This window comes from Mesorhizobium sp. M1163 (assembly GCF_040318415.1).
GTDB lineage: Bacteria > Pseudomonadota > Alphaproteobacteria > Rhizobiales > Rhizobiaceae > Mesorhizobium.
This window is the reverse complement of sequence record NZ_JAMYMF010000032.1, coordinates 67,136-92,221: the sequence shown is the minus strand read 5'-3', so window position 1 is coordinate 92,221 and position 25,086 is coordinate 67,136. Positions and strand designations below refer to the sequence as shown.

The 25,086-nt window shown below is 52.0% G+C and carries 20 protein-coding genes and 2 pseudogenes; 1 reads left to right on the top strand and 21 read right to left on the bottom strand.

From position 1 onward, the window contains the following. Window positions 1–82: 82 nt before the first annotated feature. Both tnpB and tnpA read right to left on the bottom strand, forming a co-directional pair. Window positions 83–199: pseudogene (gene tnpB / locus NKH43_RS26590) on the bottom strand (IS66 family insertion sequence element accessory protein TnpB); the annotation flags it as partial. Continuing rightward, the gene (tnpA, locus tag NKH43_RS26585; protein ID WP_352750853.1) at window positions 196–630 is read right to left on the bottom strand and encodes an IS66-like element accessory protein TnpA; all 435 of its coding nucleotides are present in this window, start codon (window positions 628–630) and stop codon (window positions 196–198) included. The gene tnpA and the pseudogene tnpB, both read right to left, overlap by 4 nt. Window positions 631–1,168: 538 nt before the next feature. Here tnpA and NKH43_RS26580 point away from each other — a divergent pair. Further along, window positions 1,169–1,414, top strand: a pseudogene (locus tag NKH43_RS26580) (IS66 family transposase); the annotation flags it as partial. 4 nt (window positions 1,415–1,418) lie between these two features. On the opposite strand, the gene NKH43_RS26575 reads toward NKH43_RS26580, so the two are convergent. The 19 genes from NKH43_RS26575 to NKH43_RS26485 form a co-directional block, all read right to left on the bottom strand. Next, window positions 1,419–2,486: an acyltransferase family protein gene (locus NKH43_RS26575; protein WP_352860675.1), complete on the bottom strand. Its 1,068-nt coding sequence runs from the start codon at window positions 2,484–2,486 to the stop codon at window positions 1,419–1,421. A 36-nt stretch (window positions 2,487–2,522) separates the two neighbouring features. Beyond that, window positions 2,523–3,872, bottom strand: a complete 1,350-nt coding sequence (locus NKH43_RS26570) for a nucleotide sugar dehydrogenase (protein ID WP_352860673.1) — start codon at window positions 3,870–3,872, stop codon at window positions 2,523–2,525. 398 nt (window positions 3,873–4,270) lie between these two features. Beyond that, entirely contained in the window at window positions 4,271–5,470 is a 1,200-nt protein-coding gene (locus tag NKH43_RS26565) for an acyltransferase family protein (protein WP_352860671.1), read from the bottom strand. Between the two features lie 62 nt (window positions 5,471–5,532). Next, a complete protein-coding gene (locus tag NKH43_RS26560) occupies window positions 5,533–6,774 on the bottom strand; it encodes a glycosyltransferase family 4 protein (protein WP_352860669.1) in 1,242 nt (413 codons plus the stop codon). Window positions 6,775–6,813: 39 nt separating this feature from the next. Continuing rightward, window positions 6,814–8,331 (bottom strand): heparinase II/III family protein, encoded by a 1,518-nt coding sequence (locus NKH43_RS26555; protein ID WP_352860668.1) that lies wholly within the window; start codon window positions 8,329–8,331, stop codon window positions 6,814–6,816. A 122-nt stretch (window positions 8,332–8,453) separates the two neighbouring features. Further along, window positions 8,454–9,557 carry a non-hydrolyzing UDP-N-acetylglucosamine 2-epimerase gene (gene wecB, locus NKH43_RS26550; RefSeq protein WP_352860667.1) on the bottom strand — a complete coding sequence of 368 codons (1,104 nt, stop codon included), beginning with the start codon at window positions 9,555–9,557 and terminating at the stop codon, window positions 8,454–8,456. Window positions 9,558–9,566: 9 nt separating this feature from the next. Next, window positions 9,567–10,283: a class I SAM-dependent methyltransferase gene (locus NKH43_RS26545; protein WP_352860665.1), complete on the bottom strand. Its 717-nt coding sequence runs from the start codon at window positions 10,281–10,283 to the stop codon at window positions 9,567–9,569. Further along, window positions 10,280–12,406, bottom strand: coding sequence for a bi-domain-containing oxidoreductase (locus tag NKH43_RS26540; RefSeq protein ID WP_352860663.1), 2,127 nt, complete (start codon window positions 12,404–12,406; stop codon window positions 10,280–10,282). The genes NKH43_RS26545 and NKH43_RS26540 overlap by 4 nt, the downstream gene beginning before the upstream one ends. Continuing rightward, window positions 12,403–13,437 carry a Gfo/Idh/MocA family protein gene (locus NKH43_RS26535; RefSeq protein WP_352860661.1) on the bottom strand — a complete coding sequence of 345 codons (1,035 nt, stop codon included), beginning with the start codon at window positions 13,435–13,437 and terminating at the stop codon, window positions 12,403–12,405. The genes NKH43_RS26540 and NKH43_RS26535 overlap by 4 nt, the downstream gene beginning before the upstream one ends. Before the next feature lie 225 nt (window positions 13,438–13,662). After that, window positions 13,663–14,805: a glycosyltransferase gene (locus NKH43_RS26530; protein WP_352860660.1), complete on the bottom strand. Its 1,143-nt coding sequence runs from the start codon at window positions 14,803–14,805 to the stop codon at window positions 13,663–13,665. Continuing rightward, window positions 14,802–15,803, bottom strand: coding sequence for a glycosyltransferase family 4 protein (locus NKH43_RS26525; protein WP_352860685.1), 1,002 nt, complete (start codon window positions 15,801–15,803; stop codon window positions 14,802–14,804). The genes NKH43_RS26530 and NKH43_RS26525 overlap by 4 nt, the downstream gene beginning before the upstream one ends. Before the next feature lie 109 nt (window positions 15,804–15,912). Beyond that, a complete protein-coding gene (locus NKH43_RS26520) occupies window positions 15,913–17,436 on the bottom strand; it encodes a hypothetical protein (RefSeq protein ID WP_352860658.1) in 1,524 nt (507 codons plus the stop codon). 28 nt (window positions 17,437–17,464) lie between these two features. After that, a complete protein-coding gene (locus NKH43_RS26515) occupies window positions 17,465–18,508 on the bottom strand; it encodes a CgeB family protein (RefSeq protein WP_352860656.1) in 1,044 nt (347 codons plus the stop codon). 60 nt (window positions 18,509–18,568) lie between these two features. Then, window positions 18,569–19,462, bottom strand: a complete 894-nt coding sequence (locus NKH43_RS26510; protein ID WP_352860654.1) for an FkbM family methyltransferase — start codon at window positions 19,460–19,462, stop codon at window positions 18,569–18,571. Between the two features lie 87 nt (window positions 19,463–19,549). Then, window positions 19,550–20,647 (bottom strand): NAD-dependent epimerase/dehydratase family protein, encoded by a 1,098-nt coding sequence (locus tag NKH43_RS26505; protein ID WP_352860652.1) that lies wholly within the window; start codon window positions 20,645–20,647, stop codon window positions 19,550–19,552. After that, a complete protein-coding gene (locus NKH43_RS26500; RefSeq protein ID WP_352860650.1) occupies window positions 20,648–21,646 on the bottom strand; it encodes a Gfo/Idh/MocA family protein in 999 nt (332 codons plus the stop codon). Then, complete coding sequence (locus tag NKH43_RS26495; protein ID WP_352860648.1) at window positions 21,646–22,956, bottom strand: lipopolysaccharide biosynthesis protein; 1,311 nt, start codon at window positions 22,954–22,956, stop codon at window positions 21,646–21,648. Before NKH43_RS26495 ends, NKH43_RS26500 begins: the two co-directional genes overlap by 1 nt. A gap of 82 nt (window positions 22,957–23,038) precedes the next feature. Next, window positions 23,039–23,800, bottom strand: coding sequence for a class I SAM-dependent methyltransferase (locus tag NKH43_RS26490; protein WP_352860646.1), 762 nt, complete (start codon window positions 23,798–23,800; stop codon window positions 23,039–23,041). A gap of 4 nt (window positions 23,801–23,804) precedes the next feature. Then, complete coding sequence (locus NKH43_RS26485) at window positions 23,805–25,082, bottom strand: sugar transferase (protein ID WP_352860645.1); 1,278 nt, start codon at window positions 25,080–25,082, stop codon at window positions 23,805–23,807. Window positions 25,083–25,086 lie beyond the last annotated feature (4 nt).

The window sequence follows — 25,086 nt, the reverse complement described above, 5'->3', positions numbered from 1 at the left end:
TATGTGGCGGAGGCAAGCTGGTTTTGGCCGGCCCTGACGGACGTCAGCGCGGCTCCGCCACATAATCTCGCCCGACACATAAGAACGGATCGGCTCCCATCGTCTCTCGCACCAGCGCAGCCAATCCCTCCGCACCCTTGCGGAAGTCGACCGGCTTCGTCGCCACCATGACCTTGACCGCACCCGTCGGCCCGATCACGACGTCGCCTTCAGCGCGCGGATCACTGCGGCCACCGTCTTGGCATCGGCGCCCCGGCCGACGCGCATCGCAACGCCGTCGATCTCAAGCTCGATCACTCCGGCGTCTCGAGTGGCTTGCCGTTTCTGCTGCTTCGGTGAACGGCTGGCTACAGGCTCCGCCGCCGCCACAACCGCCGGCACGAAGGCAGGAGAATTTTGCTGCACCGAAGCGGCCTGTTTGCGCGCTTCGCGGCGCCAGGCGAAGACCTGCTGCGGCCTGAGGCCATACCGGCGGGCGACCTCGGAAACGACTGCGTTCGGCTCCAGCGTCTCCGCGATGATCCGCGCCTTGTCATCCACCGACCAATGACGCCGACCGCCGGCACCGTTGATCACCTCGAAACGCCGAGGCTGCCGCTCCGGGTCAAGCGTAAGGTCAAGTCCAGACACAAGCCGATCTCCGATCCCAATACAGGATCGGCAACCTCACAGATCGCGGCCACTCCCGAAAGGTGGTCCCACAACAGCGCTTACGATGCATCGGCCAACCGGTAGAATACTGTCGGAAAACCATACCATCATCCGCTCCGCTGCGGTGGGGGCGACCGCAATTCCGAGAGCAGCATAGCCAAGGCGGGTCAGGCTCAAGCGCGTCGCGTTCGACCGGCCTCATGCGACGCGCTTGTCTTATGACATTCATTGCGAAGAGGCGAGAATGAACCGCTGGGAGAGAGTAGCAGCTCTCTCGTCAGCGGCGAGGGATGGATCGTCGACGCGCTGGCCATTTGAGGGCCGAGCTAAAGTTTGATCACCCTCGTCTTTTCCCGAAGGCCTGAACGGATACACGCAGTTTGAGCTGCGCATGACAAGCAGAGGCACGGCAAAAGATGACAGACATTACCATTGGCGTCGACATCTCGAAAGAGGCGCTGGACGCCTATCGCTTCCCAAGCGGCGAGAGCCGCCGCTTCGACAACACGGCCAAGGGCCCCAATATGCCTATAAGGGCTGGGACGGCGTCATCCAGGCAGCCGCACCCGCCCCGATCATCGAAAGCGGCATTCCGACCGAAGCGCTGCTGTCGCAGATCGCAGTGTCGAAATACGTCGATGGCCTGCGCCTCTACCGCCAGGAAGCGATCTATGCCCGAGATCAGGTCGATATCGACCGGTAACAAATGGTGCAGTGGATCGGACTCGAGTCGCTCACCGATTACGCACTGAGCCGCATTAAGGTGCCTATTGCCTTAAGGCCAGCTGTGCCGGCACGCCGTACTGCTTCCCGCGACCGAAGCTTTGAGCCAAAAAATGCGAAGGGCGTTCTACAAGATAATAGAATACCAATGCTAACATAAACCCCAAGATAACTGTTACCCAGTGAAGCCACAGGCTGGTATTCACTGACGCAATAGCAATTGACACTGCCAATGGATGAATAAGGTAAAGAGAATAACTCCACTTTCCCGCCCACTCAAGCCACCGGGGCGGTGGTTGAGCTCGAAGGTAGCGAACTTCTAGTCCGATCCACACAACTACAACGAACGCAAGAATATTCAATGTGACAATATTACTAGCCAAAACGCCATGCGCATGGAACTTTACTATCCGAAGGATGACCGTCAACGCGAATAAACTACCCCGCATCAACCAAATACTGCGCCACCCCACTAGTGGAAATCGCGATCGATTCTCTGCCAACCAGCAACCGAGCGTCCAACATGGCAGCCCTACCAGCCAAGTCCACAAACCGAGAGCTGTATACGCATTCCCAGACGCCAAAAGAGGAGCGCCGTTTGCAAGAGCTACTATGAACACTACCAACGTTGTGAATACGACCAGAAGTGACCACCCGATTCTAGATGACACAAATAAAAGCGCTGGATACAATAGATAATACACCGCCTCACAGATTACGCTCCACAACACGCTGTAATTTGGATAAGAGGTATCGACACTGAAAACTAAATATAAACATGTGGCGAGTGCCGCCGGGATCAGAATTCTGATAAATCGCCGAGCGTAAAATTGCCACACATCAAGGGTGTGTGCTCTACGCAAAGTCTGTGGCAAATTAATGCAGAAGCCACTCAATACGAAGAAGACAATCACCGCCGCAGGACCGTTGAATAGCAGGCTGGTGATCGAACGCAGATATTTTACTGCCAAACTCGGCGAATCTCCAAAAGCATTGTCGGGGAAAACCCCAAAATGTCCGAAGACTACAATCACTGCGCAAACGAATCGGATACTATCCAGTCCGAAAATACGTGTGCTCCCCGACGCTTCTTCCGGAAGTTCGACTTTCATGTCTTGCTCACGATCCCACTTTAGAAGAGCACTCGACTAAGACTTAACGATGTTTCCTCCAAGAATCCCCTTTCTGGCAAACACGTTTCGAGTGTCGATTATGATTTTGGAATTTTTTGAAATCAGCTGATAGTCGATTGAATCGTGGTCAGTGGCTACAACGATGGCATCGTACGCTTCGCACGTAGCCGCAGTAAGATCGACCGACTTTCTTCCGGCAAATCGTGAATGCTCCCGCGTGGGCGGAATGATCGGCACCAACGGATCATGGTAGTCAACCTTTGACTGACGTCGTTCCAAAAGCTCCATCAACTCTAACGACGGGCTCTCCCGGATATCAGAGACATTCTTCTTGTAGGCCAGTCCTAACATAAGGATGCGAGCCGAACCGAGTGAGAGATTTGCGAAACGGTCGAGCGCACCTTCAAGCCTGCCTATGACGTAACGGGGCATTGAAACGTTAATCTCACCTGCCAGTTCAATAAACCTAGTGGAAAGTCCATATTCGCGGGATTTCCAAGTGAGGTAAAACGGGTCTATCGGTATGCAGTGCCCGCCAAGCCCGGGACCAGGATAAAAAGGCATATAGCCGAATGGCTTTGTCGCAGCAGCGTCAATTACCTCCCATACATCAATGCCCATGGCTTCGTAGATTACCTTTAACTCGTTCACCAATGCGATATTAACGGCACGAAAAACGTTCTCTGTTATCTTTACCGCCTCGGATACCTTGGGCGAAGACACTACAACCACTTTATCGACGACTGCCGCGTAGAACGTCTCAACGAGGAAGGAGGCTGCCGGTCCATCACCTGCAACTATCTTTGGGATCGTTGCTGTTTTGAAGGATGTATTGCCTGGGTCCTCACGTTCTGGCGAAAACCCTAAGAAGAAGTGGGAGCCACTCTTTAAGCCGGTCTTCTCAAGTATCGGCTTGACTACCTCATCGGTTGTTCCTGGGTAAGTCGTAGATTCCAATACTATTAGCTGCCCTTCCCGAATGGCCCTTGCGATGCATTCTGTTGTGATCTCGATGTAATGTAGATCTGGTTCGCGATGTCGCGAAAGTGGCGTCGGAACACAGATGATGATCACATCGCATTCCGATAACTCCGCAAACTCGGACGTCGCATTGAATCGCCCCGACAAAACATAACGAGCAATCTCTTCAGAACCAACTGCGTCGATATATGAACTCCCTCCATTCAATATGCTAATCTTGCCGGCGTCTACGTCGAAACCACGCGTTCGAAATCCTCCTCTAACGCATGCTGCAGCCAGCGGCAGTCCAACGTAACCAAGACCGATTATACCTACGACGGCTCTGCGTGATTCTATTTTCTCGGCAAGATCGCTTCCGACCCGCGTCTCGAAGTAGCCGTTCATCAACGATACATCCTTTTCTATCAAAGTTAGGGGTCAGTCAAACACACCGGCTTGGCACCATGCGACCAAGCCACAGAAGCGATGCCTATCGCCCTGAGGCGTTTAGACCTAAGGCAAGTCAAGGTTCCGTCGGCAGCGCCCAAATCCTTGTGGCCGCCAGCGGTCTCAGGAACGGGGAGGCTAGCCAACCCTACTCTCCGCCGTCCCAGAAAATTGCCACTGCCTCCGGAGAGCGCCTGAGCGCCGGTCAAAAGCCAGATTAAGGCAATTGTCAATGTGGTTCAGTCTTCTGCGCCATGAAACCACCCTGGCTGCGCAACCCGACGAAAAAGCTCGGGGCTCGAGGAGACCATATGTCGGCCTGTCAAACATCGCGCTTCCACTAGTGGGCCAATTAGTCAAACTATTACCCTGCCAACCCACAGGCGCTCGCTAGCCCGCCTGCCGTAGTCCCTCCATGGCAGCTCAATATGTCGGTACGTTATGTCTGACAAGATGATGAGCACCACAAGAAACGCAACATTTACAACTTCGCCAAGGAGTAGATGTTGGTAAGGAGTCTCTACACCAACTGATTTTATCTGGGGCAAAAAAAGAGTTACCAAAAAACTGAATATCATTAGTATGGTGGTATGAAGCATATATATGGAATAGGACCGCTCTCCTATGAAACGCAACGGCCGTGACTCAAGAATATATTTTACGGGGGAGGACTCGTCGATCGATGACACATAAATTAATACCGCGAATGGCATCAATGATACGGCGTTCCATGTACTTTCTGAGCCGAACTTAAGAAGTATTATCTGTATAATCATTACGGATGAAGCGTAGCAACCGATGGAAGCCAACCCGCTTAGGCGAAAATCTGACTTAGACCTCAGCCAAAAGACAAGCACGCCCAGGGAGAAACCTGACAAACAGCGCAGTAACCCAAACTGCATGGCAGTAAAAATGCCACGAGGGTAGTTCAGAAAACAAAGCGCCACCAACGACAATATGCCCGACAGCACCAAAAACGCGACTGTTAATCTTTTTGTTAAAGCTAAGACCACTAGCGCAAAAAGTAGGTACACGGCAAATTCCGTACTTATACTCCAGCTGGGCACGTTCACAACCGCGTTCGAGAACCCCAACCCATGGACGAGAAAGAGGGAAGCTACTACGTCTAAAGCCGACCCGCTAATTCCATCATTGACCCCCCTGCCCCGAGCGAGATTTCCGAGAACGAGCGTCGAATAGGCGGCGATAAACGTAAAGACATGAAGCGGGTATATTCGAAAAAATCGCCGCGTCATGAATTTCTGGAAGTCTATATGACTTTTTATTTTGTCTACATATGTATAAGAAATAACAAATCCTGATATGATAAAGAACAAATCAACAAATACCCAACCTCCTTTGATAAACAACAGCTCTCCCGTAAAACTAGTCCACCCAACATGAAAAAGGACCACCAGGATCGCGCTAATCCCGCGCAAACTATCAAGACTGTCTAACCGATCTCTCGGTTCTTTTTCTTTGGTTTGATTTACCATAACTGACAGCTGCGAACCTACCTTCATGCGCACCCAGAGATGCTTCTCGCTTCTATTCAAGCGTTACCTTTCCGCTTCGCTTTGACTACACACAACGGTAAACATGAGTCTCCATAATACATTCATCTCCGTTTTGACGTCTCTAGAGTTTCTTGCAACGCCTTGGCCATAACTATCGCCAACGCTTTTCTATCATAGTTTCTTGCGGCAACTGGTCCATTTTGACTCAGTCGCATCCGAAGATCGTTATCTCTACGCAATTCGTTGAGTCTGTGACAGAGAGCCTCAGCGCTTTGAGCCTCGAAGACCAACCCCACATCCTCGCTCTGAACAATACCCGCCGCTTCGCCCTCAACCCCAAGAAGCACCGGGATGCCCATTCCCATAGATTCAAAGAGCTTCGAGGGTATAACCGAGCGAAACAGCTCACTCTTCTTCAAATGGATGATTGACGCATCTAGCAGAGACCAATAGCGAACGACCTCGTGCTTAGGAACAGTATCAATGAAAATCACCGTGCTGAGGTCTCTCTGTTTCGCTTGAGCCATCAGCTCCGCCTTACCTGCTCCATCACCCAGTAGAAGGAAACGGACATCTCGGCTGTCCTCAGTACTTTGCAATAGCTCGGCGGCGTCGAGAATGGTATCTAGTGCGTGAGCCATACCATGCGTGCCGATATAGCCAGCAACAAACTTGTCCTCGAGACCGTAACGATCGACTAACTCTGAATCTTTTGACCGCGGGTTAAAGCTGTTGGCATCGACACCGTTAGTTATTACGCGAATCTTGGAGACGTCGATCCCGCGTGCACCTAGATTCTCACGAAAGGAGTTCGTAACCGAAACAATTAGTGCCGCCTTTCGATATAGAAAAATTTCCAAGGTTTCCAGATAGCTTAATATATCCGAATGATTCATAGCCCCTACGGCTTTGATCGATTCTGGCCAGAGGTCACGTAATTCAAAAACAAAGGGAATACGCTTCAATCTACTTACGCAATATGCTGCACAAGCGGTGAAAAATTGCGGCGAGGTTCCGATCACAAGGTCCACATTACGGACGAATGGGGCTGCCATGATCGCCGTGACCATGTAACTCAAATAGTCCACGACTCGACGGGCGAATCCTTCATTGGCGGTGATGTAGGACCACACCCTAATGACGGAAATGCCAGACATCTCTTCTCTTTGCCAAGGCCAGTTTCGGTAGCCGCCGAATACCTTTCCTTTCGGAAAGTTCGGCACGCACGTAATGACCGTGACTTTATGGCCGGCAGCGACCCACTCCCGACAATGCTCGAATGTACGGCTGGCGGGCGCGTTGACCTCGGGAGGAAAGTTGTCAGTCAGGAAAAGGATATGCATGGACGTTTTCAGCTTAAGCCCAGTTTCCGCACGAAAGGCTCACCATGTGAAACGCACCGCACTTTTTCCCGACAGGAGTTTGACCTTCAGGCAGGTGGAAACAATGGTTGCGCCGAACTCGGGATGATACGAGCTTTCCTCTAGTTTCGGTTCTCCGTGCACGACGTGCCACGTTACGAATTTTCCATGCGACAGATGTGCCGTTCCACGCGTCCCGTCATCAACAGCGACCACTGTCCACTCGGGATGGAAATGGAATCGCGCCTCTGCTGGATGAGGTCCCGTCACCGAGTCGAAGATTATGGCGCTGGCCGACCGAAATTCGATTGTGCGTTGATGAACTGGCTGCCCGCGCAACCTCTTATACCCATCATGTGAACACGTTACGATGGTGCTGGCATACCGCTCTTCCAACTTCAGTTCGAATGGAAAAGCCCTGCGGGCCACACGAAAACCGGACCAAACCTCCGACGAATTCTCTCCTGCGACAACGACAGTGTTGTGGGCAGCAGTGCCGCGTTGGCGAATCCGTTCCACACCACTTCCATAGACGGACGTTCCGGAATTCACCAGTAGACGTTTGGCATGAACCGAAAGTTCGAATGAAAGCGTGTCGGCATGCGCATGGCCTGGCAGATAGTCTGGCCCGATCCGAGCAACGTCGATGAGCGCGACGCAAGGGCGAGAGTCTACACGAATGTAGCCGCTATCCGGAAGCGAAACGGTACCAGAGGGCGGCTGCTGCCGGCCGAGCCCGATTCGACCCGCGTAACCATTAAGGTCTTCCAAAGACGGCGCTATACCAAACGCCGCATCATTGAAAAATCCGATCCCGCCGTCCGGATGCGACATGACTGCTAGCCACTTCCGCATGGCTTGTGCGCGTTCAGGTAACACAGCCATAAGTATCTGCGAATCTGTGTTTCGGATTTGGGGAAACGTCTGAATTAGATTGATTAGATCAAGAATGTCTTCTAGCACGAGCGCATGATACATTGTGCTCAGTTCGAAGTGGCCGCCATCGGGCAGTATCTGCTCGGAGATCTGGCTGCGCAGGACCTTACAGCCCTTGGTAAACCATGCGTCGGCCTCGGTGCCCCGAAAGAACATTCCAGCAAAGATCAAGGCTTTGGCGTTGGCGAGAAGATGGTTGCCTAAAAGGTGAAATTCGAGCCGCTTCGAGAGCCACCGCGCCTGCATAGCAAGACTTTCGATCGCTAGCTCCGATAGGCGGTTGTCTGCTAGTGCCCATTTGATCCAGTTCACTATCCTGAGTGAGGTTGGATAGGGCTCCCAACCGGTGCCGTGTCCTGGTGGGTTGTCCCGGATCCAGCGTTCAATCAGTTTCTCGTGCCAACCAATCCTTCGGCTTGCAGCCTCCGCGTTGAGGTCATCGAAATAATGAAGATTATAGCGCCATAACTTTTCGTAACGCTCGTCGTCCCAACCCTGATCCAGATTGCCGTCGAGTCCGATAAAGCGGAAGGTGTCCGGCCCGAATTGGCTCTGTAAACGTGCTGTCGGCTGCGCCCATTCGGCTTGCGCTTCCCGGCGCATTAGGGGTGGCCTCCAGACGAGTCTAGGGCGGTAGAGTCGCAACCACACCCGGCCACCGATCTGGACCGGTTTCAGATGCCGTACCGTGTGCCAGAGTAAGCCTGCTCGATGACTAACTGACGTCATCGGGGCAGCAGGCCTTCCAGGACTATCACAATACGTTCGCCGGTGTGGCCGTCCCATTTTTCCGGGATTCTGCCTTTCTTCCAGCCGCCGGAAAATAGTCGTTCGAGAGCCGCTCGGAGCGCGTCTGGATCAGTACCGAGAATTTCGTTTGTACCTATAGTCACCGTCTCGGGGCGCTCGGTTGAGTCGCGTAGAGTCATGCATGGGACACCCATCACGGTCGTTTCCTCTGTCACCCCTCCCGAGTCGGTGATAACGGCCTTGGCGTGTCGGACAAGGTAATTAAATTCCAAATAGGGTTGCGGATCGCAGAAGTGCAGACCCTGAATGTTGATCCCTAGCGCTTCCAGTACTTTTCTCGCGCGAGGATGCACGGGAAACACAATCGGCAGTCCGTGCGTTCCGTCGCGGACGGCCGTCAGCAACCGCCCGAAATGTGCCTCCTCGTCGACGTTGGACGGCCTGTGCAATGTTAGCACCAAATAGCCGCCCGGCTCTAAGCTCAGGTCTTGCCAGAAGGCAGGTGGCCGCAGCCTCTCCATGTTGAGGAGTAACGTGTCGATCATGGTGTTTCCGACGAAGAAGATTCGTTCCTCGCCAATTCCGGCCCGACGCAAATTGTCATTGGCCGTCTGACTCGTAGTAAAGAACCAGTTAGTGACGGCATCGGTCGCCATACGGTTGATCTCTTCGGGCATGCGCCAATCGCCGGATCGGATACCCGCCTCGACATGAGCGACGGCAATACCAAGCTTCTGGGCGGTGATTGCGCACGCCATGGTGGAGGTGACGTCGCCGACTACCAGGCAAAGATCGGCACGAGCTTCGATAAGCAGGCGTTCGTAGCGTATCATGATGGCGGCAGTTTGCTCAGCCTGTGTGCCTGAGCCGACTTCCAAGTTGACATCGGGATGCGGAATTCCGAGTTGCTCGAAAAAATCGCCCGACATGCGAGCGTCATAATGCTGACCCGTATGGACAAGCCGGTATCGTAGTAATCCACCCGCGACCTTCCGTCCGTCCAGCGCGCGAATAATCGGTGCAATTTTCATGAAGTTAGGCCGCGCGCCAGCGATAATATCTATCAGAACAGTTCGCATACCCGCTCGCTAGCTTTCCTTCCGCAGCACGCCGATCAACAGCACGCGGAAACTCTCGAGGAATGAGAACGCATTCACAAGTCTCTCGTAGACTAGGCCCACTGCGTAAGTGGCCGCGGTCATGCGTAGATACTCCGGCCTACCTTCGATCAGCTCGATCGACTCTACAAGAAAACCGTTCGTCAAGGCGATCTTGCAGACATCGGCCCGAGAATTGGCGCGATAGTAAGTTGGAAATGTATCCTCCGACGCGCGTCCCCGCTTACGGTTGACGAAACTGTGAAACCGATGTGGGGTGAGCTTGGAAATCAGCGGTACATAGTGAGTTTTGTTTGGAGTCTTGAACATGTACCGGCCGCCAGGCTTTAACACACGAAAGACTTCGGCAAACACCGTGTTCGGGTCTGGCAGATGCTCGAGAACATTGTCACTGAACACCACGTCAAAGGTCTCATCCGGATAGGGGATGGCACGCCCATCCGTGACCAGACCTTCATCCAGGTAGGGGTTCTCAGTCACGCGCGGATCTAGGTCGACCCCACATATGCGCGCCACATGCCCACGAAAATCCATACAGGCGACGATACCCGCGCCGGCTCCGAGATCGAGCACAACCGACTGTGGCGAGAGACGCGAGAAGATACGGTTTCTAAACAAATTGTCATCCCAATTCTTCCCAAACGTTGGGAAGAAGCGTCGATCGATCCAGTCTGTAGCTTTGCTCATAGACTGGCTTTCCGGTCCGCGAGTTCTATTGTGATCCGGCTGACTTCAAGGAGTTGATTCCAGTCAATCGGACTCTCCTTCCCTTTCTTGACAGCTTCAACAAAAGCGGCAGCGCAACCCTTCTGACCTTTGTCCTGGCGCCACAACCTCATGCGTGAAAATTTTTGCCATCCATAACCATTCAAGTTGCGGAAATTGTCGAGCTGAAGCACCTTTCCGCCCGCGAATACCTCAAGACGCTCCTTCGGAAGCGATTTGCTGCCGTTGGCCAGGTAGTGAATAGTGCCGATCGAATGATCTTCAAAGGCCAGTTGCAACGAGACAACATCGTCGGCCTTGCTGTAATTTGCTGATTGACCGACGATGGGGCTCGCGGACAAATAGCGAAGCAGATCGACGAAATGGCAGGCCTCCCCTAGTACCCGTCCACCGCCTATCTCGCGATCTAAAGTCCAATGACCTGGCGGAATTTCTCCGGCGTTGACCGTCATCACGAAGGCCTTCGGCAGCGCAACTCCGGCAAGCAAGCTCTTCATTTTAACTACGTGCGGTGCGAAGCGACGGTTAAAGCCGACCATAATGATAGGAGAAAAACCACGTTCTAAGGACCGATTTCGCGCCAACTCAATGTCAGCCATCTCGTCGAGTGTTAGTGCCAATGGTTTTTCGACAAAAACATGTTTGTTTGCGTCGAGCGCCCGACAAACCAGGCCGGCATGGCTATCATGTCGTGTCGCGATGACGACGGCGTTGATAGAGGGATTTTCCAACAGTCCCGAAATGTCCGTCGTTGTGCTCTCGAAACCAAATTTCCGGCCTGCATGCAGGCCACTAACTCCTGAGTTCGATGCCACGCTAACTAACCGCGAATCTGCCGCCTTGAAGGCCGGAATCAGCACTCCAGTGGCGTAGTTTCCTGAGCCGATGAACCCAAGCGCGATTCTTCCTGACAATTCGGCAGGCGGACTGAGCGTGACCGAACGCTTCATGAAGACGGCAGATGGGCTTTTGTGTGAACCTGGGTATGTGAGCAGAATGCCCAATGACGGCCCGGCACCCCCTACCAGACGGTAGGCTTCCTCCGCTTGGTTCAATTCGAACCGATGAGAGATCAGCGGCTTGACGTCGATCCGGCCATCCGCGAGCATGTCCAACACGGCCTCAAAATTTCTCTGCTCGGTCCAGCGCACGAAACCGACGGGATAGTCCTGCCCCTTCTCCTCGTAAGTTGGATCATAGCGGCCGGGTCCATAAGAACAAGAAACCTGAAATGAAAGCTCTTTCTCATAGAAGTTAGCTCGAGATAGCTCGAGTCCCGTGACGCCAACCAGAACGATACGACCCCGCTTGCGACTCATCAACGCACCTTGGTGGATGGGCTCGCTGCTCTTCGTTGACGCAGTAATGAGAACTGCGTCAACGCCACGACCGCGTGAGAACGCAAGCGCGGCGGCGACTGGATCGATGCCTGCTGAGAGGTTCACCGTCTCCGCCCCGAAGTGCTCGGCGAGCGAAAGCTTCTCGGCATCGAAATCGAGTCCGAGCACCCGACAGCCGTTTGCACGAAGCAACTGCACCGCCATTAGGCCAATCAGCCCCAGCCCGGTTACCACAACGGCCTCGCCAAGCGTAGGCTTTATCAGCCGAATACCTTGGAGCGCGATCGCGCCAAGCACAGTGAAGGCAGCCTCTTCGTCCGACACATTATCCGGCACTTTGGAGCATAGGTTGACCGGCACGGCGACAGCTTCCGCATGCCTTCCGTTCGAAACAACGCGGTCGCCCAGGGCAAAGGCGCCGACCCCGACGCCTGTGTCGACCACCGTACCAACATTGCAATAGCCAAGTGGGAGGGGCTGGTCGAGCTTGCCGAATACTGCATCCAATGTCGGCACGAGGCCATCGGTGCGCATCTTGTCTAGTACTTGACGAACCCGGTCGGGCTGCTGACGAGCCTTTCCGATGAGACCTGCTTTGCCAAAGTCTACTGCGACGCGTTCGGTACCTGCCGAAATCAGCGTATAAGACGAGCGGATCAGCACTTGACCTCGACCTGCAGCAGGGCAAGGAACATCCGCGACCTCGGTTGAACCCGTCTTTAGGGATTGGAGAATCTGTTTCAATTCATCTCGATTCTGTCATGCAGGCGCGTTAATTCATCTGTCAAGGAAAAGATTGAATTCCGTTCGCCACGTTGAACCATACCGCTAATATGAATTATCAGCAGTGTAGATAAAACCACCTCATCCCAGTTCCGAATAAAATTGCCTGGTTTGAGCGGTTGCAATATTGCAAGCCGATGTCCAGCGTCCTTCGGCCAGACTCTTTTTCGAAATAGACTGCTATTTTTCCATATTTTTACACTGCGGAAGTCGTCAATTTTACAAATCGTATTGTTATGCTGAATATTAATTGTCTCGTTGATCCCCTCAAATGGCTCACACCTTGATGAAAGAAAAATCGAAACCAAATCGCCTCTATCGGAGCTAATTTGTATCGCAACGTTGTCATCAAGTTCACCGCTACTTGCCGGCATTATCGATATTTCGAGCTTGTCTGGAATTCCCCGCCAGGCTGCAATGTGGATGTACAAATCAAGCCAATGGCCGATATTGCCGCTGACACGCGTACCTTCCTTCGCGTCACGATACCAGTGGCCGGCCGCCAATTTGTGACCGGACACAAAGCACTGAAGAGAGATGCCTTCAGAAGTTTCAATATCGATCTTGGATCGTAAAAACCTAGTGGCAGATGCGAATGGGCGGTTGTACCCGGCAAAAATGCTGCCTCCGTGCTCGCGCTTCGCCTTGAGTAGTTCGATAAGTTGGGACTCAGTGACAGAGATTGGTTTCTCGACGTAGACTGTCTTTCCTTTGGCTAACGCTTTCGCCGCGTACTCGGTATGAGAAGCATGATTGGACGCAATATAGATAAACCGCACCTTAGGATCTTCTAGCATCGCGTCGACGCTTTTGGCACATTCGGTAACACCTAAAGCCCGCGCAAATGACGCCATCGCGGCGGCGTCCGTGTCGTAACAACTCACAAACCTACGTCCAAATTCCCGACTAACAAAATAACCGATTGTGGCAAAGCCGAATTGTCCGCAACCTATAACGCCAATATCTTTCTCCCGCTCGGTAAGGACAGGCAATCGCAAACCCGTTCTGAGCCGCGCAGCGGACTTAAATATCGTCCTTCTCAGCCCGTATATCGACACGAAACGCGCAAATTTTCTAAGAAAATGGCTATCCACAAGTCACACTCAGCCGAACTTTCACACTAACGCCAACACATTGTGTGCCTTTGCTTTCAGCTCCGCCCATCGAGACCACAGCTGGCATTTTCTGTCCCTAACGTTAAATAAGTAATTTCAATTCTATTCGGTTCGCACAAAGGATGGCTTTGTATCACCTAGCAGAAGCCATTGGTAAAGTTCAACCATTGAGCGGCCAATTGCATCCCAAGAGAAATCGCGTCGCATCCATTTCTCGCCGCGACATCCCATCGATTCCAAATCACCCGCTGGTTTAGAAAACGCATCATCAAGTGCAGCAGCAATAGCTGACGGTTCTGGTGCTATCCACCACCCCGCCTGTTCCCCCACTAGGCCAGACCAAGGGGTTCGTGTGGTCGTAATAACTGGAACGGCGTGCGCAAGGGCCTCAGCGACAACCATCCCAAAATTCTCCGAAAACGATGGCAAAATACAGAGGTCTGCCTCAGCAAACTCTCGCGTTTTGTGCTCTCCAAAAACGGGTCCACAGAAGGTGACGCGTGGCAATCTCAGTCTCTTTGCCAACGCCTCTAAAACCGTCCTGTGACGCTGCTCGTCAGGACCGACCAGTCGAAGTTCCCATGCTGGATGTTTGCGCGACACAGAATCCCAGGCTATCAGCAGGTTCTCTAAGCCTTTTATCGGATGGATACGCCCCAAATAGAGCACACGGCGCGCCCGCACTGCCTCTCGCGATCCAAGTATGGGACGTTCGAGGACATCGATCCCATTTGGAATCAGCGCTATAGGCGTTCTGAGTCCAAAGCTCCGAATGTCTTCGAACTCCTGTTCACTTGTCGCCTGAAGGCAAGAGGCGGACATTATGGATTTGCGTTGTAAAACCGTCCAAAATATTTTCTTCTTATATCGGGATCGTTCAAGTGCGATCGGGCTGAAGGTTCCGCGCGGAGCAACCACCAACGGCTTCGAATTTCGATTCGCCGCCTGCGCCGCGTAAATGGGAGGGAACCCCCAAATGTTATGGTTATGGATAATGTCCGCCTGTGAACCATCTGATATCAACGCCCGGGCTAGACCGGGTGACCACAACAGTTGGTTAGACCTTCCCAGTTGCGGATAGGATCTATATTCAAAAGAGAACGACCGTGCGCTCGGGGCGCTAGAGACCGTCATTAAGGTCACTGAGTGGCCAAGTCTTGTGAGGGCGGCGCAGAGCGCCGGTACGCTGTACGATGGACCGTTGGCCTCGGCCTCGACAAGCGGTGAAATCTGGATAATTTTCATTTTCGAGCAGGCCGCTTCAGCCGCGTTTCGTCGTTAGCGACCTGCCGGTACAGTTGGGCGTAAAGTTCGGCTATGCTGCTAGCGGCGAATCGCTTTGCGTTTTCGAATCCCAGTTGTATCAATTTCTCCCTATAATCGGCGTCGCCGATAACCCGTTCAATGCCGTTTCGTATTGACTTCACATCACTAGGATCGACGAGACAGGCAGCATCTGCCGCCACTTCCGGCATCGACCACCAATCGCTGGTCACCACCGGCCGCCCCACTGCATTAGCTTCGACGATTGGCAAACCAAAACCCTCGTAAGTTGACGCAAACACGAGAAGGTCACAGAGGCGATACTGGTTAACAAGCTCATCTCGTGAAATACCGATGTGGTTTTCATATCTAACCTGAAGCATTTTCAGCATTTCATGTTGTGATCTCGTCAGCGGCCCAATAATAACAAGCGTCGCTTCCGTGTTTGAAATCGCTTCTGCGACTCTAGAAAGGTTTTTGTTAGGCTTCGTGCCAATCTGCAGTATCCTAGGTGACTCCGCATTAAACTGCTTTACAGACGGTGTAAATTCCGAGGAGACACTGTTGTATATGACGTGAACATCTTCTTCCGGATAGCGGATATGGGCCAACAGCTGCCTCTTTGTACTGTTAGAAATAACAACAATCTTGGCACTTTTCTTTGCCGGCAGAAAATACCAAAGTAGCCAGATAATCCAGCGTCTGCAACCACTCAACTGCTCCAAAAGGACAAAATCGTGAATTGTTAAGATTGTACGCCGCTTCTTGAGAAGAAACGTCAGATAATGCACGTCTCCGGTTACGTGATTAACGTCGCCCTGCTCCAGTCGCGCGAACCAGATGTCCTTAAGGCGCGCTGTCACCCCTTTTGACGCATTGCGACATGTATGGACACGTACCAGGCAGTCTTTAGGCAGATTCTCCCGAACATCCCCAAAGAGCCGCTCTATACTAAAGGCCCCTGCGCGGGGGTGCCTCATAAACTGGGTGATCTTTATTATGGCCTCAGTCCTTTGATAAACCGCCGTTGGGATCAAACGCACCCACCGGTTCTAATCGCTTTGCCAATGTTCCAGGTGAGTGGTCGAATCATTTAGGGGCGGTTGATGCACCATCTACTGTAGTCAGTTTGCGGTACATCGAATTACCAAAACTCAGTGCCACCCACATAACAAGCAAGATAGACCCCGCTCCGAGAACATCGGGAACCACAAAGCCGTCCACCCGAACACCCATGTTGACGCCAAAGAGCACGATCGGCAGAAACAGCCAGTCATTCTTCGCCATAATGAACATGGATATGCGAGTAATAATCGACAGTATCAGCGACACGGCCGCCATGAATGGTGGCAGACCTAGCCAGCCAAAGTTCCAATAAGCCTCGGCCGCAGAACCTATGCCCAAAGAGGATGTGTCGCGCCCATACACCAGAAAATTTAGCTCGCGGCCCAAACTGACGACCGGTTTTCCCGGCCAAAGGACCCTAGGTACAAAGATCGTGAGTCCGTCGCGTAATGTGTTCCCAGGCTTTCCGGCATCATATTGGTCGATGACAAATGCAGCGACATTGACATAGCTAAATCTCACCAGGCCTGATTGATACTCCGCAGCCTCGGAAGGTCCGGATGCCCCGTTTATATAATCATGGATGATTGCCACACGTTCCTTGAGTGAGGCCCCACTGATTTCCCCATAAGTACCCGCAATCGACGCCCTCCCAAATTCGACAAGGGGTTGAAACGAGAAGAAAGCGAAAAGCATGGCCGCCCCCGCAACCAGGCCGCGGGACAGTTTAACACCATCACCGACATAGCCGAGAAAAGAGAACATTAGCAGCAAGAGCAGCTCCTGCTTCGCAAATGTGGCGACCGAAAACCCAAAATCAATAACAAATAATGGTAAGGCCGCAAATATCCATAATGATCTGTTCTTCACGACATAGTATACGAGCATATACATTCCAGCATAAAACACTCGAGAAAGAGTTATATAAACTCCCGGTATAAGCTGGTCGTTAGCGTTAAAGAAATAAGGGAGGACAATGAAGTATCTCAGTGCGCCCCCTACCAGAAGAAAAATCAAGGCAAATAGCAGTACTCCACCTTCACCTCTGTAGCGGCTTCTCAACGGCCAACGCACCGCTGCGCCACTACCAAGCATACCGGGCGACAGGAACATATAGGAGAAGCAACTGAACGACGTGATAGCCATCGTATACAAAATGTTAATTTTTAAATGTAGTGCGTCGTCGAAGTAATGCAGGGAGTATATTCTCGCTTTCGTGACGTCATTTGCCAGCAATGGAATAAACGACCCGAGCCCAAAATATACGGCAAAGGCTACACGGTACCAAAACACCGGGGACCACACTAGAATTGGGCTCGCGGAAGCCATCCGATAGCTCGACCAGGCCAATATTAGCGTCAAAACTAGCGGCCCTGTGAAGTTTAAAGATGGATAGAACGCAGTAGCACCCGCAAGGTACGGCATGAGATACGCAGCCGAAAGTCCCATGAGCGCCAGTATCTCAGATGGCCTGCGTGTTTTAGCAAGTGCATCCTCTGCCACGGCTCCGAACGATGAGCCTTTGCGGAGCTTGGTATTGAAGCTCACTGGCTTTGCCAAGCCGCTTTACTGCTGATCATGTTCTGGGCTCTAATATATTTGAGATTGCCTTGGCACGATCGACATAACTATAATGTGGAACGGCTCTTTCATAGGCTCGCTGAATCATCTTTGCCCGTAGATCCGGACGACCTAAATAAAACCTAACTTTGTCGTTTAGCTCTTCGCCGCAGGAGAAGACGTCGATCTCCAGTCCGGGCTCGAAAAACTCCCGTACCTCATCATTGTCAATGTGAAGCATAAAGCCTCCACATGCAGGGATTTCGAACGTTCGTGTTGAAACTTTGTCTTGCCACCCATTGGGCCCAGGACCGAAGTGTATAGCTACATTGATGCGAGCAGTTTGAACCGCCGCCGCGTACGCTAGATCCGCCCGTTCGCCCAAAAGCCGCTTTCGCACCAGAACACTGCCACCAATGTTTTCGGACCAGCGATTTCCCCCAATCGTCAAGTCCAATTTAGGGTCCAACTTTATGAGATCTTCGAGCCATCGCTGTTTGTAAGCGGACCAGTTGCCGACATATAGAATGTCGGTCGCATAGTCCCCTTCTGAAAGGGCCTCGAGCACCGGCTGGTGTACGCTTGGGACATACCCATGCGGGACGTATCGAACTTTCTCAGCACCGATGAGTTCTTTTAGATATTCGACATGAAAGGTCTTTGTCGTAATAAATAAATCATACTCTCCAAACGACTCTGTGTCGAGCCCGCGGTGATTAAAGTGAAAGTCCGGATAGTAGTTTACCAATAATTCAGAGTGCTTCTTGATCTCTCTCAATGACCCTCTGTCGAATAGCGCACCTTTCCCTATCAAGACGAAATCTGGTTTTAGTAATCTGCAGTTTTCAATGGTGTCTCGGACGAATGCGCTGTCGCCGCCAGAAAGAACCAAGCGTCTACCGATCCTTCCTAGTTTTCCTTTCACAACCTTTGGCAGATAATGGAGCATGTCCACCTCCTGCACCAGCCAGCCCATTTGGCGAAAACCCTCTGCCAAGCCGTAGCTAGTCGACCCTGGAGAAAATATCCCGGTCGTAACCATGATTCGTTTGCGGATCACGCTGAATTCACCAAGCTCGACGCAACTCCGACTAGCCCACCGAATGAAGGTCTGATCATGTTACGCATAGGTGTTTGTTTTATCGAATTTGCCGCGACGTGGGTTTAAGCGGTCAAGGATTCTGGTGTGCATTAACACGAAGTTCGACTGATAGTACCGCTCGAGTTCTGGATGCCACCGTTCAAATAACTCGACCGACTCTGGCATTACCCGTCCTAAAGCGTAAGGTTTGTCTTCAATCAGCTCGAAGACGTCCTTCAAAAAAGCGCGCGCGGCAATCCATCGCCAATTGTATTCAAATTGAAACAGATCAATACAACCGTGTTTCAACAGCCCTTCGCTCCCTCGCATTACCGCCAAGTCGTGGCCTTCCGTGTCACATTTAACAATGGCAACAGCTTTGATACCGTTGTCAGCGCAATAGGAGTCGAGTGTCACCAACGAAACATCGACGTTGCCAATCGCAGCACGCTCCATATCTTTGTCAAATACGAGCGAATTTGTGCCGCCGCTTTCCGTCATGATCACCATCTTCATTTGCCCCAGGCGATCAGAAACTGCCATTGGCTCAATCACGAGTGTGGAGGCCACCCCCGCGGACAGGCGACTGGATAGGCGCGAACGTGTTGAGGGAACAGGTTCGAAGGCGAATGCGCGTAAACGACCCTTTGGGCCGAGTTTCACAGAAGCCTCACTTAACAGAGCAGCGGTCCAGTCGCCTTGATTTGCTCCGATGTCAAAGGCAATAAAGTCGGGATTGTCTCTATTCAATCCTATCATCAGCGACTGGAGGCGAATCTCACCGTCGATATGCATATCGTCGTGGCGTTGCTCACCCCGGGCGAGGCAATAAAGTGATCTGCCGGCTCGCCACAACAACCTCCTCAGATAGGGGGCCATCAGAATCGCTTTCCCGACGGACTCCCGCATTAACAATTTGGGACCGCTATTCATTCCCTAGGTTCCCATTGTTACTTGCCAAGACGGATCCATTCATAATCTGCATCCTTGCAATACCGAGTACCAACTCATTCTCAAATACTATCTTGACTCACTGCTTAGGCCAGCCAACTGAATGTCGGCCGGCCATGGAACTTCATCGTCAAGTTTGTCGAGTTCGCAGAGTCCAGATTCGAGCAGTTGCTGCGTAGGTTCAAGTCCATGGAGAGCTTTTACTACCATCGAGGGCCAGAACTGAGCAGAGTTTGGCGCGGGATTCTTCTTCTTTAACAAAAATATCTCATCTCTCGCTCGCGCCACAAAATATTCCGCCTGCATTGCGCTTTCAATTTTGTTTGGAAAATAGGCACGAAGCGCCTGGGCTCGCTCCTTTAGACCCGTGCGACGAATCAGATCCACCGCGACAGCTTTCATCCCGCGAGTTCGCCTTCGATTCTCACGGAAGCCAGTTTGATGCTCTGGAAACTTCAGCGGCTGGCCGATGCGACGTGCTTCGTACTCATAAAGCTCCTGCCAACTCCATTGCGGAACATTGACTAAATCGTATTGGCCCGGAGGTCCGGCTCTGCCGGTAGCAATTTTGCAAATCGCATCTACGATCGTGGCGACGTGCACGACGTTAGAATGCCTCTTCAAATCAATTATCCTTACCTCCGATGAAGATATCTCCTCTCTTATCATTCTAGTCAGATTTTGGTAATCTCCAATCACGTGACCAAGTCTTAGAATAAATGCTGTTTTGGCTCGAAAGTTCTTGGACATCAACTCGACATCCTTTTCGTTCTGCCGTTTTAGCCTTCCGTAGTACGTCTTGAGCCGCCGGCCACGCGCGTCATATTCACCGTGGATAGCAAGTGTCGAGAAGAAAATCACCTTTGCATTTGGTGCAGAGCTAACGAAACTCTGCTCAATGATCTTTTTGTTGTTTTCTTGTGCGTCGGCCGATTGGCCGAGCGCCAATGCTAAGTTGACAACCACATCAGCGCCGCGGAGAACAGCAGCAGCCTCTTCGGGACGGGAAACGTCTGCGTGGACGACAGATATTCCCTTGTGTCTTAGGAAAGCTGAGCCTCCCTTCGACCTACACACGGGCCGGACGGACATTCCCGGCACCCTTGCCAACCTCATTGTAACTTCGCTTCCAACCTGGCCGTTGGCCCCCAAAATAGTTACTAACATCTAGCCAGCCCTCGCAAGGATCTCATCCATGAGGTCGGCAACCAAAATCGTGGATCTGCCGGATTGAGAGGATTCTGTCTGTTGGCTCATCGAATTCAAAAAATCCATCCATTCAAGATAGAATGCTTGCGTAGCTGTCACTGCACCACCGGTATTAATGGTCTCCAACTCGATCGGAGTGGACAGCGACGCTGACTTTAGCGAAATTTTCGAGTCTGGCTTCACATTGCAACAGAGAATTGCGTTGTCGAACTCGAACTCCATTGTATTTGGTTGATGATCGAGCCAGCTGACGGTCCACACCAGTTGGCAATCCAATTCTGAACTCGGACCAGAGCGGGTTAACTGAACCGTGCATGTAGCTCGTCTATCCGTATCTCCATCCCACGTGACCTCTCGATCAATGACCAAATACTCGGTGGCACCTGTGAGCCACAATGCAAGGTCAAGGGAGTGACATCCAAGATTTTTCACAATCCCGCCCCCGCGAGCGACACTTTCGTCCTGATATCCCCCAGACGGCCCCGACCGGGTTGTCCGGGCACCTTCCGCCATGCGAACCTCGCGAAGCCTTCCAAAGAGTCTGGCTTCTATTATTCCCCTCAGCGCTCGTGCCGTGGCGTACTGGCGGCGCTGATATCCGACAGCAAGTTGCCAAGGCTCGAAAAGGCCAACGATCCTCCTATGCTCATCTGATGCGATCGAAAGAGGCTTCTCGGCCATCACCGACACCTTCAGATTTGCAAAATGCTCGAAGTAGCTCCCGCGGCTCAACAATGGTATGGCTAGGAGTGCAACATCGCAGTCCGGCAAACGTGTAAGATCGTCGCCCACCGAAACAGCGCGAATTGAATTGGCTGCCGCAAGCGCTTCCGACCGCCTCGAATTGTTGTCAGTGATCCAGGCGATCTCAATAGATGGAATTGCCCTTAACACGGGCACGTGCATAGTAGCAGAGATTGTACCTGCGCCGACTATTCCTATGCGTATTGAAGTCATTACGTTTGAACCGCCTGTACGACTTTAGTCAGGTGAAAGTGTTTTTCGGATCGCTTTGAAAAAAACAGCGCCAGCAAGATTTGCGCGCCAAAGTAAATCGGGTTCGCGACCGCCGCCCCGATCAGGCCATAGTAAAATACCAAAGGAACAAGCACCAAAATTGTGATGGCGGTGCCCATTCCGATAACCAGAAATGCATTCCACGTGTCATTAAAGGCGTAACAAAATCTCGTTAATACTGTAGCAATATTAAATAAAGCAGATCCAGCTGCGATCCATGGCATTATATACCTTGCCTGCCCATACGATTCCGCGAACATAATTCTAACTATAACGTCGCTGAATTCATAAAAGCCAATCACCCCGATTGCGCTGCATACACCAACAGCAGCAAGCCAGAGGCGCTCTACCTGCTTGATCCGCTTCCGGTTGTCGGCCGCAATCGCGTTGTGCAAGATCGGCCTGAAAATCAGTTCCACGGTACTCGCGACCATTAGAAATGGGCGACTTACGAGTCCGTAGGCCGCCGCATACAAACCGGCCTGCTCGAGGCCAATCATAGCTCCAATTATATAGCGATCACCCATTCCATTAAACCAGCCGAAGATCGCGACTGGAATGAGCGGCATTGAATATCGTCGAATGGCGAGGGCGAGCCTTTCCATTTTGCCATCCGCTTTAGGGGGTATTAATTCAGATGATTGAACCGCTCGGCCCTCAAGACTCATGGTTGCGCGCATTGTCGCCACTACTAGGGCTGACGCGACGATATAGCCAACCAAAACGGATTGAGCACTCGCCCCAAAAAACGAAACTGAAATAACCGCCAAAATGGGCCGACACCAAGCATCCGCGACCACAATCAATGCTGCAGCCCGCTGTCGCCTCGCAGCGTTAAATAGCCCAAACTCAAAATTTCGGGCCGCATCAATAATGAGCGCCGACGCGACTAAGGCCCCTGTATATGGAGCATCACCCCATTTGGAACCGATCATCGCCCATAACAGGACCAATCCAAATGCACCAAACATTACACTACGAGCAATAAGAGTCCCACTTACTCGTCGAAGAGCCGCGATATCACCCTGATTTGAACAATCGGCAAAAAACCGGATCACAGATTGCATTGTGGGAACCGCAGTCAGATTATGTACTAGGGCGGATACCCCCACGAGCAACGTGAGACGCCCAAAGGCATCTGGACTCAGCAGTTCCGTGACTATACGGATGGCAGCCAGAGCTCCAAGCGCTGATACAAGCTGCCCAAAGATGACCCAGCCGCCATCTCGGAGAAAGCGGCCTAGCCCCATCGAAAACGAACTACAGACCATGAGCGAAAGAAATATTCCGAATATACCAGCCGTACATCACAGATCCAGTGCCTTTCGCTAATCATTCTTCACTTTTAATACGGTAAAGAATAGTCCTGATCATTCCACCGTCCGCCGACTTATTCTTTGTCTCGCAAATCACGGCTTCCGCTGCAGGTGTAAATCTAAAAGGTTCTTCGGTAATCACCACTCCGGATTTCTGGCTGAGCCGAATGTCTGGCCCAGTGGGTTTGTCGAGATTCGGCACAAATGGCCCGATCGGCAAATGTTCCGCAAGTATCAGATAGTCAAATGAGTATAACTTTTGAATAATCTTCGATATCTCTTCATTGCTCAAATGCTGCATAACTTGTCGAATAATCACCACGTTACCCTTCGGCAATTCATCGTTGGCGGCGTCGAGATGAAAGAACTTTACATTTCCATGGTGCCCGTCCCTTTGTAGTTCATCAATCACGTGTCTTGAAACATCACACGCACTATAGGTGGCCGCATTGGGGACCAGTCTTCTTCCAACAAAAAAATCTCCACAGCCAATGTCGACTACATGAAGCGGATTGGGAAGAAACCTCCGCAGAAACAGATTAACGGCTTCCACGTACGGCTCAACGATATCAGGGTCACGGCTACCTGACCCTGATGACAGCCCAGATTCGTCGTTCTCCCTGCCCCAATAACGGGCCTTATAGACGGTATCGAATATCTCCTGTGAACTGAGATGAGCAAACCGTTTTCGCTGCTTCAGAACCGCGCTTGCAGCGCGCGCCTTTCGGATACGCAACGGAACCAAGGGGCGCAACATTCTTCTGACAAAAAGAAGCATATCTTCAACGAGCTCCGAATCCGGTCAGCATTGTCTTTATTGTTCGTAGAACGATTAGGAAATCTAACCACGGGGAGAAATTTTTGATGTAGTAAAAATCATAGTGGAGCTTCTCCAACACGTCATCAACGGCTGCCACGTGGCCCTGATTCACCTGTGCCCATCCCGTAATTCCGGGTCTGACGATGTGCCGGTAGCGGTAAAATGGCAACTCGGCCTCGTACCATTTTGAGAGTACCAGTGCTTCGGGCCGCGGGCCGATCCAGCTCATCTCACCGCGCAGAATGTTGAACGCCTGCGGCAACTCGTCGATTCTGGATTTTCTCAAGAGTTGCCCCAAGCGGGTGATGCGTTCGTCGCCGGCCTTGGTGATAGCCGCCTCCTTCTCATCGCTAATGCTGGCACTGAGCCTCATCGTTCGAAATTTGTAGACTTCATAAGGAAGTCCCTGGTAACCTGTTCTTTTTTGCCTAAACAGTGCCGGACCAGGTGAATCGACCTTTATGGCAATCGCTACTAACAACAACAATGGCGAAAAAGCAGAAAGTACGAACATCGCAGTAGCCCAGTCTATTGCCTGCTTTATTTTCAAGTAGGCCTGGTTTGGATTCAAGGAACCTAGGGTATTTTCAGAAAGATGCTCAATCTCTACTCGGCCCGTGAGCGACTCGCTGATTTGTTTGACATGATAGACTGGTGTTCCCGAGAGTGCGCGGTCGGCGATATAACGCTCCCACTCATCTGAAAGATCGGCCCTAAGATCGGCGACCACGCCGCTCGCGTACTCGACAACCGTGTCGGGCGAATGGATCCTATGCCAGCTGACACCCGGTATGGTCTCCAGCCTGTCGACATCTCCGCCAGGAATTATCGCCAGCCGGTACGCATCGAGCCGTCGCGTGGCCAGGCTCAGGCCAAAGTACCACAATGTTGACTGGATAAAGCTCGCGGCGGCCTGGAATCGGCTGTAATCAAATCTGAAGAAGAAGATAGTGACGAATACGAGGCCGTAAGTCAGAGCGAAGGTTGGCAAGATGTAACCAGCCGCTGCGACGCCCGGGAAATTCCCGATGCGTTTGTAAAGCAGATAGCCTGTCGTGTGGGCAATGAATGCCGCAAAGATCGTAACCTGCATGTTCGGTGACAAGATTACTTGTTGATCGAACGACAGTCGGATCAACGCCGGCAGCAGAATCGCGAATGTCAATCCGCCAAGAAGCTGAAAGCGCATCCGAAGCAGTAGGTGCCGACGATTGGGCAGTTGAATAGTCGTGACGCTCAAATTG